8 protein-coding genes are annotated in these 8186 nt (G+C 73.7%); 1 reads left to right on the top strand and 7 read right to left on the bottom strand.

The annotated features are described in order from the left end of the window. Positions 1 to 18: 18 nt before the first annotated feature. The 6 genes from D3A59_RS14345 to D3A59_RS14370 all read right to left on the bottom strand — a co-directional run bounded on the left by D3A59_RS14345 (position 19) and on the right by D3A59_RS14370 (position 6570). On the bottom strand, positions 19 to 885 hold the full coding sequence (locus tag D3A59_RS14345; RefSeq protein WP_119155625.1) for a 3',5'-nucleoside bisphosphate phosphatase: 867 nt from the start codon (positions 883 to 885) through the stop codon (positions 19 to 21). 85 nt (positions 886 to 970) lie between these two features. After that, on the bottom strand, positions 971 to 2119 hold the full coding sequence (locus D3A59_RS14350) for a PQQ-dependent sugar dehydrogenase (RefSeq protein ID WP_119155626.1): 1149 nt from the start codon (positions 2117 to 2119) through the stop codon (positions 971 to 973). Positions 2120 to 2204: 85 nt separating this feature from the next. Continuing rightward, positions 2205 to 3398: a PQQ-dependent sugar dehydrogenase gene (locus tag D3A59_RS14355; RefSeq protein ID WP_119155627.1), complete on the bottom strand. Its 1194-nt coding sequence runs from the start codon at positions 3396 to 3398 to the stop codon at positions 2205 to 2207. A gap of 110 nt (positions 3399 to 3508) precedes the next feature. After that, the gene (gene recJ, locus D3A59_RS14360; protein ID WP_119155628.1) at positions 3509 to 5230 is read right to left on the bottom strand and encodes a single-stranded-DNA-specific exonuclease RecJ; all 1722 of its coding nucleotides are present in this window, start codon (positions 5228 to 5230) and stop codon (positions 3509 to 3511) included. Positions 5231 to 5247: 17 nt separating this feature from the next. Next, complete coding sequence (locus tag D3A59_RS14365; protein ID WP_119155629.1) at positions 5248 to 6180, bottom strand: hypothetical protein; 933 nt, start codon at positions 6178 to 6180, stop codon at positions 5248 to 5250. Positions 6181 to 6246: 66 nt separating this feature from the next. Further along, positions 6247 to 6570 (bottom strand): cupin domain-containing protein, encoded by a 324-nt coding sequence (locus D3A59_RS14370; protein WP_119155630.1) that lies wholly within the window; start codon positions 6568 to 6570, stop codon positions 6247 to 6249. A 192-nt stretch (positions 6571 to 6762) separates the two neighbouring features. On the opposite strand from D3A59_RS14370, the gene D3A59_RS14375 reads away from it, so the two are divergent. Then, on the top strand, positions 6763 to 7014 hold the full coding sequence (locus D3A59_RS14375; protein ID WP_119155631.1) for a GlsB/YeaQ/YmgE family stress response membrane protein: 252 nt from the start codon (positions 6763 to 6765) through the stop codon (positions 7012 to 7014). 144 nt (positions 7015 to 7158) lie between these two features. Here D3A59_RS14375 and D3A59_RS14380 read toward each other — a convergent pair whose 3' ends face one another. Beyond that, entirely contained in the window at positions 7159 to 7716 is a 558-nt protein-coding gene (locus D3A59_RS14380; RefSeq protein WP_119155632.1) for a hypothetical protein, read from the bottom strand. Positions 7717 to 8186 lie beyond the last annotated feature (470 nt).

Below are 8186 nucleotides of genomic sequence, written 5' to 3' on the forward strand. Positions count from 1 at the left end.
GGCGGTCGCTGCCGTGCATCAGGGCCGGTGGATGCGGTCGGCCAGCGCCTCCCACACCGGGGACAGCGACGCGTTCAGGTGCGGCAGCATGCCGAGGTCGGCATGGCTCTCCTCGGGCGAGTGGAAGTCCGAGCCGCGCGAGGCGAGCAGGTCGAACTCGCGCGCCATGTCGCCGTACTTGGCGAACTCCTGCGCGGTGTGGCTGCCGGTGACGACCTCGACGCCGCGGCCGCCGTGCTCGCGGAACTCGGAGAACAGCGCGTACTCCTCGTTCGCGGTGAAGCGGTAGCGGCCCGGGTGCGCGATCACGGCAATGCCGCCGGCCTCGCGGATCCAGCGCACCGCGTCGCCGAGCGCGGCCCAGCGGTGCGGCACGTAGCCGGGCTTGCCCTCGGTCAGGTACTTGCGGAAGACCTCGTAGGTGTCGCGGCAGACGCCGGCCTCGACCAGGTGGCGCGCGAAGTGCGTGCGCGAGATCAGGTCCGGGTTGCCGACGTACTTCAGCGCGCCCTCGTAGGCGCCCTCGATGCCGGCCTGCGCGAGGCTCGCGGCCATCTCGCGCGCGCGCTGCTCGCGCCCGCCGCGGGTGCGCTTCAGGCCCTCGACCAGCCCGGGGTGATCCGGATCGAAGCCGAGGCCGACGATGTGCACCGTCTCGCCGCCGAAGGTCACCGAGATCTCGGCGCCGCAGAGGTAGGGCAGGCCCAGCGCCAGCGCCGCGTCGCGCGCGCGGTGCTGGCCGCCGACCTCGTCGTGATCGGTGAGGGCCCAGAGTTCGACGCCCCGCGCCACCGCGCGCTCCGCGAGCGCCTCCGGTGTCAGCGTGCCGTCGGAGACGCAGGAGTGGCTGTGCAGGTCGGCGTTCTTGATGTTCACGGGGCTCATTGTAGGAAGGCGGCCGCCAGCCTGCCGCGGCGCGAGGATTGGCGGGGAAGGGCCCGGGGCGATGCGCGCCCCGGCCACGGCGTTCTCAGCGCTCCAGCCGGATCAGCCGGCCGTCGCTGCTGTCGGTGAGCAGGTAGAGCCAGCCGTCGGGGCCCTGGCGCACGTCGCGGATGCGCTCGTTGAGCCGCGGCAGCAGCTCCTCCTCGCCGGTGACGCGCTCGCCGTCGAGCGTCAGGCGCAGCAGCCGCTGCGCGCGCAGCGTGCCGACGACGAGGCTGCCCTTCCAGCCGGGATAGCGCTCGCTCGTCACGAAGGCCATGCCGCTCGGCGCGACCGAGGGCGGCCCCCACTGCTTCAGCGGCGTCTCGAAGCCCGGCTGCGGCGGGTTCCTGCCGATCGCGCGACCGCTGCCGTACTCGCCGCCGGAGGTGACGAGCGGCCAGCCGTAGTTGCCGCCGGCGCGCACGACGTTGACCTCGTCGCCGCCCTGCGGCCCGTGCTCGTGCGCCCACAGCGCGCCGCTCTCGGGGTGCAGCGCCGCGCCCTGCACGTTGCGGTGGCCGAGGCTCCAGATCTCCGGGCGCGCGCCGTCGCGGCCGGCGAAGGGGTTGTCCTGCGGCACGCTGCCGTCGGCCTCGATGCGCACGATCTTGCCGATGTGGTTCGACAGGTCCTGCGCCGCGTCGCGGCGCGAGAAGCGGTCGCCCAGGGTCACGAACAGCCGCCCGTCGCGCGCGAACACGAGCCGCGAGCCGAAGTGCAGGCTGCCGTCCGCCTTCGGCTGCTGCCGGAAGATCACGCGCAGCTCGGCCAGGCGCTCGCCGTCGAGGCGCGCGCGCGCCACCGCGGTGCCGTTGCCGCCGCCGCTCTCGGCCGGCTCGCTGTAGCTGAAGTAGATCAGCCGGTTCTCGTCGAACTTCGGGTCCGGCACCACGTCGAGCAGGCCGCCCTGGCCGCCGGCGTCGATCTTCGGCAGGCCGGCGATCGGCGCGCCGAGCCGGCCGTCGGCGCCGACCACGCGCAGCCGCCCCGGCCGCTCGGTGACGAGCATGCGGCCGTCGGGCAGGAAGGCGAGGCTCCAGGGGTTCTGCAGCCCGCGCGCGACGGTGACGGTCTTCAGCGTGCCGGCGGGCTGGGCCGCGGCCGGCGGCGCGATCGATGCCGACAGGGCGGCCAGCAGCACGGCGGCGGCGGGCCGCAGGGCACGACGCCGGCCGGGGAGGGGGGCTTGCATCCGGGGATCTCCTTGCGGGAACAGGCAGGAAGCGCAGTGTCGCGCAGCCGGCGCGGAGCCGGCATGCCGGCCCGCGTGCGGCCCCTCAGGGATCGAGGCGCAGGATGCGGCCCTCGCGCGCGTCGGTGAGCAGGTAGAGGCGGCCGTCGGGCCCCTGGCGCACGTCGCGGATGCGCTCGCCGCGCTCGGCGAACATCGAGGCGCGGCCGCTCACCTCGTTGCCCCGCAGCTCGAGCCGCCACAGCGAGCGCGACGCGAGCCCGCCGAGCAGCGCCTGGCCGCGCCACTGCGGATAGCGCTCGCTCGTGACGAAGGCGAGGCCGCTCGGCCCGATCCGGGTCTGCATCCAGTCGAACAGCGGCGGCTCCATGCCGGGCAGGTTCTCCCGCGAGCCGATCGGCGCGCAGGTGCTGTACTCGCAGCCGCTGGTCACGCGCGGCCAGCCGTAGTTGCCGCTGGCGCGCACGATGTTGAGCTCGTCGCCGCCCTGCGGGCCGTGCTCGGAGGCCCACAGCTCGCCGGTGTCCGGGTGCAGCGCCGCGCCCTGCACGTTGCGGTGGCCCCAGCTCCAGATCTCGGGCCGCGCGCCGGCGCGGCCGACGAAGGGGTTGTCCGCCGGCACCCGGCCGTCGGCCTCGATGCGCACGATCTTGCCGATGTGGTTCGACAGGTCCTGCGCGTCGTCGCGGCGCGTGTAGCGGTCGCCGAGCGTCACGAACAGCCGGCCGTCGCGCGCGAACACGAGCCGCGAGCCGTAGTGGCGCGGGTCGTCCACCTTCGGCTGCTGGCGGAAGATCACCTGCACGTCCTCCAGCCGCCGCGCATCCGCGCTGAGCCGCCCGCGCGCCACCGCGGTGCCGCTCAGGGCGGCCTCGGCGCCGCTGCCGGCTTCCGCATAGGACCAGTAGACGAGGCGGCTGCCCGCGAAGTCGGGCGCCAGCGCGACGTCGAGCAGCCCGCCATTGCCCTCGGCAAGCACCGGGGGCAGGCCCTCGATCGGCGCGCCGACGCGGCTGCCGTCGGCCTCGACGATGCGCAGCCGCCCCGGCTTCTCGGTCACCAGCATGCGGCCGTCCGGCAGCCAGGTCATCGCCCAGGGCGACTCCAGCCCGCTCGCGTGCACGCGCACCTCGGGCAGGGTGGCGGTCGGCTGCGAGGTCGTCGGCGCGTCGGAGCCGCCCCCGCCTCCACAGCCGGCGAGCAGCGCCGCGGCGAGCAGCGCGGCGCCTGCGGCGGGCAGGCACCGGGACTTCGGGAAAAGGTACGGAAGGAGGGACATGGCGCGTCTCCGCGGCTCGTCGGGATGAGCTTCGTACATCCTCCCGGGCAAGCCGCATGCCCTGCAGGCGGGGCGTTTCCCCGGCCAGGGCCGGCGCACAGCGCGCCGACTCACTGCCCGATCGGCAGCGCCTCCTGCACGACGAACTGCACCCGCTGCTGCCCGTTGAACTCGTCGGCGGCGATGCGGTAGGCCATCACCACCCGGTTCGGCAGCGGCTCGACACGGCCGAACCAGATCGCGTCGCGCAGGCTGCCGCCGTGGCGCAGCGTCAGCTTCAGGTGCCGCTCGCCGACCACGCGCTGGGCCACCACCTCGACCTCGTCGCGGAAGGTCGGCGCCTCGAAGGCCTGGCCCCAGACCTCCTGCTCGAGCAGCTGCGCGACCTCGGGGCGGATCCACTGCGGCTCGAGCGGCCCGTCGGTCGCCACGGTGCGCGCGAGCAGCGCCGCGTCCAGCCATTCGCGAGCCACCTGCTGGAAGGCCGCGTCGAAGGTGTCGAAGTCCTCCTCGGCGATCGTCGCGCCGGCGGCCATCGCGTGGCCGCCGAACTTCCTCAGCACGCCGGGGTGGCGCTTGCTGACGAGGTCGAGCGCGTCGCGCAGGTGAAAGCCCGGGATCGAGCGGCCCGAGCCCTTCAGGAAACCGTCCTGCCCGAGCGCGAACACGAAGGTCGGCCGGTGCAGCTTGTCCTTCAGCCGGGAGGCCACGATGCCGACCACGCCTTCGTGGAAGTCCGGGTCGAACAGCGCCACGGCCGGCGGCGGCTCGTCCTCGGGCATCAGTGTCTCCAGCAGCATCTCGGCCTGCTCGCGCATGCCGGCCTCGACGTCGCGGCGCTCGCGGTTGATCGCGTCGAGCGTGCGCGCGAGCTCGGCCGCGCGCGCCGCGTCGTCGGTCAGCAGGCACTCGATGCCGAGCGTCATGTCGGCGAGCCGCCCGGCGGCGTTGATGCGCGGGCCCAGGGCGAAGCCGAAGTCGAAGGCGCCGGCCTTGCGCGCGTCGCGCCCGGCGGCGGTAAACAGCGCCGCGACTCCCGCGTGCATGCGCCCGGCGCGGATGCGCTTCAAGCCCTGCGCGACGAGACGGCGGTTGTTCGCGTCGAGCTTCACCACGTCGGCGACGGTGCCGAGCGCGACGAGGTCGAGCAGCGCGTCGAGCCGCGGCTGCCGGTCGGCCGGGAAGGCGCCGCGCGCGCGCAGCTCGGCCCGCAGCGCGAGCAGCACGTAGAAGATCACGCCGACGCCGGCGATGTTCTTGCTTGGGAAGGCGCAGCCGGGCTGGTTCGGGTTCACGATCACCTCGGCCTCGGGCAGCACCACCGCGTCGTCCACCACCGCCGGCAGGTGGTGGTCGGTGACGAGCACCTGAAGGCCCTTGTCGCGGGCGTGCGCCACGCCCGCGAGGCTCGCGATGCCGTTGTCGACCGTGATCAGCACGTCGGGACGCTTGGCGAGCGCGAGGTCGACGATCGCGGGCGTGAGCCCGTAGCCGTGGATCGCGCGGTCGGGCACCACGTAGGCGAGCGTGTCGGGCGCCGCACCGAGCAGCGCGAGGCCGCGCAGCGCGACGGCGCAGGCGGTGGCGCCGTCGCAGTCGTAGTCGGCGATCACGCACAGGCGCTGTCGCCTGCCGATCGCGTCGGCGAGCAGCCGCGCGGCGGCGGCGCCGTGCAGCAGGTCCGGCGGCAGCAGCTTGCCCAGCGAATCGTCGAGCTCGTCCTTGCTGCGGATGCCGCGCGCGGCATAGAGGCGCGCGAGCAGCGGGTGGACGCCGGCCTGCTCCAGCGCCCAGGCGGCGCGCGGCGGGATCTCGCGGACGGTGATGTTCATGGTCGGTTCTTCTTCCTTCACAGGCCGAGCAGCACGTCGGCCGGCTCGACGGTCCTGAAGCGTCCCGCCAGCCGCGCCAGCAGCCCGCGCGACTGCGGCTCGAAGCGCTGCGCGGCGCGCTCGCCGCACAGCGTCAGCGCCACCGCCTCGCCGCGCGAGAGCGCCGCGCGCGCGTCGGCGAGCGGTCCGGCGTCGAGCGCCGCCCAGGCCTCGGCCCAGCCGGCCCAGTCGTCCTGCAGCAGCGGCGCGCGCAGCCGCTCGTCGACGACCAGGTCCGCGGCGGGCCGCGCCGGCTGGTGGCGGCCGCAGCCGCTGAGCCAGAACGAGTTGACCGGCAGCAGCCCGGCCTCGGCGCGCCGGTCGCTCGACGGGTGCACGTAGAGCGTCATCTGCATCTCGGCCTGCAGCCGCCGGATCAGGCGCACCTGCGGATGGTCGCTCAGCCACGTGTCGACGTTGCGGCCGATCACGCGGTCGAGCGAGGCGGTGGGCAGCCCGGCGAGCGACTCGTGCGCCGCGTACCAGCGCAGCGGCGCGCCCCAGTGCAGCGCCCAGCCCTCGGACTCGAACAGCGGCGCGACCAGCGCGAACAGCTCGCGCGACGCCGCCTCGTCGAGCGCGAGCGCCTCGGGCGGCAGCAGCGAGACCTGGTCGGTGCCGACATGCCAGTGCGCCGGCGTCAGCAGCCCCCAGGCCTGCGTGCCGGGATCGATCCCGTCGCGCTCGGCGAGGTGGGCGCCCCAGGGCAGTTCGCCCGCGGGCGCCTGCCAGCCGAACAGGGCGGCCAAGGCGCGCTCGTGCGGCGCGTCGAGCGTGAATTCGTCGGCCTCGTCGCGCGCGGCGGGCGCCAGCGCCGCGAGCAGCGCGGCGAGGTTCGGCAGGCGCAGCTCGCGCAGGGCGTGGCGGCCCGCCTCGGACAGCGCCGAGGCGTGGGGGATGAGCAGGTGCATGGGGCGGGATTATCGGGGGCCGGCCGCGGTCCGGCGGCGCGCCCGGCACGGCCCGGGGAGAGCGCCTCAGCTCGTCTCGAGCAGCGGCGTCGCCTTCTGCGAGGAGACGAAGATCATCGCGTCGGTCAGCGCGCGCACGTCGTGCTCCTCGCCCGGCTCGGTGAACAGGTAGTCGCCCGCGGCGAGCTCGACCTCGCCGAGCATCACGAGGCCCGACAGCACCACCACCTCCTCGGTGCCCTGGTGCGCATGGCGCGGAAAGCGCGAGCCGGCGACCAGCCGCACCAGCGACGAGCGGCCGCCGCTGTCGTTGTTGCGGAACAGGCAGCGCTCGATGCCGGGGTAGGGGGTGGGCTGCCAGTCGCGCTGGGCGGTCTTGATCGCGAGCATCGGGGTCTCCTCGTCCGTCCTCAGGGGGCTTGTCCTTCGGGGCGCCGCGGCGTCGACGACGCGGTCGCATCCCGCAGTGGGCCACAGGAGGGCGCGGCACGCGCCCGGCAGGGGAAAACACGCAGGATGCGGCGGCGCGATCAGGTGCGCCGCTTGCCTGTCCCGGTCATCGCTACTTCCCCGGAGGCCATCATGGACCTGATCACCTTGCTCATCGTCGGACTGGTCGCGGGCGTGCTCGCATCGCTGCTCGTCGGCGGCGTCGGGCTGCTCGGCGACATCGTGGTCGGCATCGTCGGCGCCTTCGTCGGCGGCTGGCTGTTCGACGCGCTCGACATCGGCACGCCCTTCGGCGGACTGGCGGGGACGATCTTCGTCGCGTTCGTCGGGGCGGTGGTGCTGCTGCTGTTGCTGCACCTGGTCAGCCGGCGGCGGCGGATCTGAATCCCCGGGCCGCCGGCGCCACGCTTGCGCCGAAACGGCCCCGGTGCGCCGCAAGCGCGCCGGGGCCGTGATCCGGCGGCGGGGTTTCCCGGCGCGGCATTCGGCCGCCCGCCGCGGCGGTCCGGGCCCCGCACGATCGTCGGATTACTGGCCCGCGTAGGGCAGCGAGGAATGGTGCACGACGATGCGCAGCTTGCCGCTGTCGTCCTTGCGGAAGGTCCAGGTCTTGTCGACGACGGTGCGCTTGCCGCTCTTGTCGGTGATCGTCACGTTGCCCATCGTCGTGGCGATGTTGCCGTTGATCAGCATCGCGCTGTTGGCCACCTCGACCGCGCGCCAGCCCTTGAGCGCGAAGCCGCTGTCCTTCGGGAAGGCGGGGTTGCCGCCGACGAAATAGGCCAGCGCGCCCTCGCGCGTGGTGCGGAAGGTCTGCGGCGCCGCCGCCAGCGTCGGCTTGAACAGCACCGGGCCCGCCTGGTAGCCGTAGGCCGCGTCGATCACCGCCTCGGCCGTGGCCTTGGCGCGCGCGAAGCCGCCGGCCTCGTAGTCGAGCGCGATCTTCACCAGGGCGTCGCCCCAGGCCTTCTGAGCGGCCAGCACCTCGGCCTCGGTGATGTTGCTGTTGGCGACCGGCACGTTCGCATGGGCCAGACCTGCAACCAGGGCGAGGCCGAAGGCCGCGGATTTGATCGAGGCACGCATTTTCGGATTTTCTTCAGGAATAAGGGGAAGGAACGGGAGCCTTTTGGCCCCCCGCGAAAGACACATCGTTTCCAGCAGCGTCCCCGGCCGGTTTCCCATGGCAAAGCCCGCCGGATTCAGCGTCGCTCGGAATACGGGAGGGAAGGGCGTTCAGCGGTTTCGCCGGGCGGTCCCGGTGCGCGGCCGGCATGTTAGCGGGTGTAAATCGGATTTACAACAATCGCATCTAAGTGGAACCACTTAATGCGAAGGAGTGAACTTTTTTCCTTGCGCCCGGTCGCGCGGAACGAATGGTTTTCGTCCCGGGAGACTTCCGTCCGGCGCCTTTGCCGCCGCGCGGGACGGCAGCGGTCGCGCACCACGCGTCCGGCGGTGCCGCTCCCTCAGGGCATCGAGGCGACGTAGGCGACGACCGGGCTCTGTTGCACAAATGAATTGAGGGGGAGCTTCCCCTGACCCCGGGCGGAGTT

The organism is Caldimonas tepidiphila (assembly GCF_003569765.1).
GTDB lineage: Bacteria > Pseudomonadota > Gammaproteobacteria > Burkholderiales > Burkholderiaceae_C > Caldimonas > Caldimonas tepidiphila.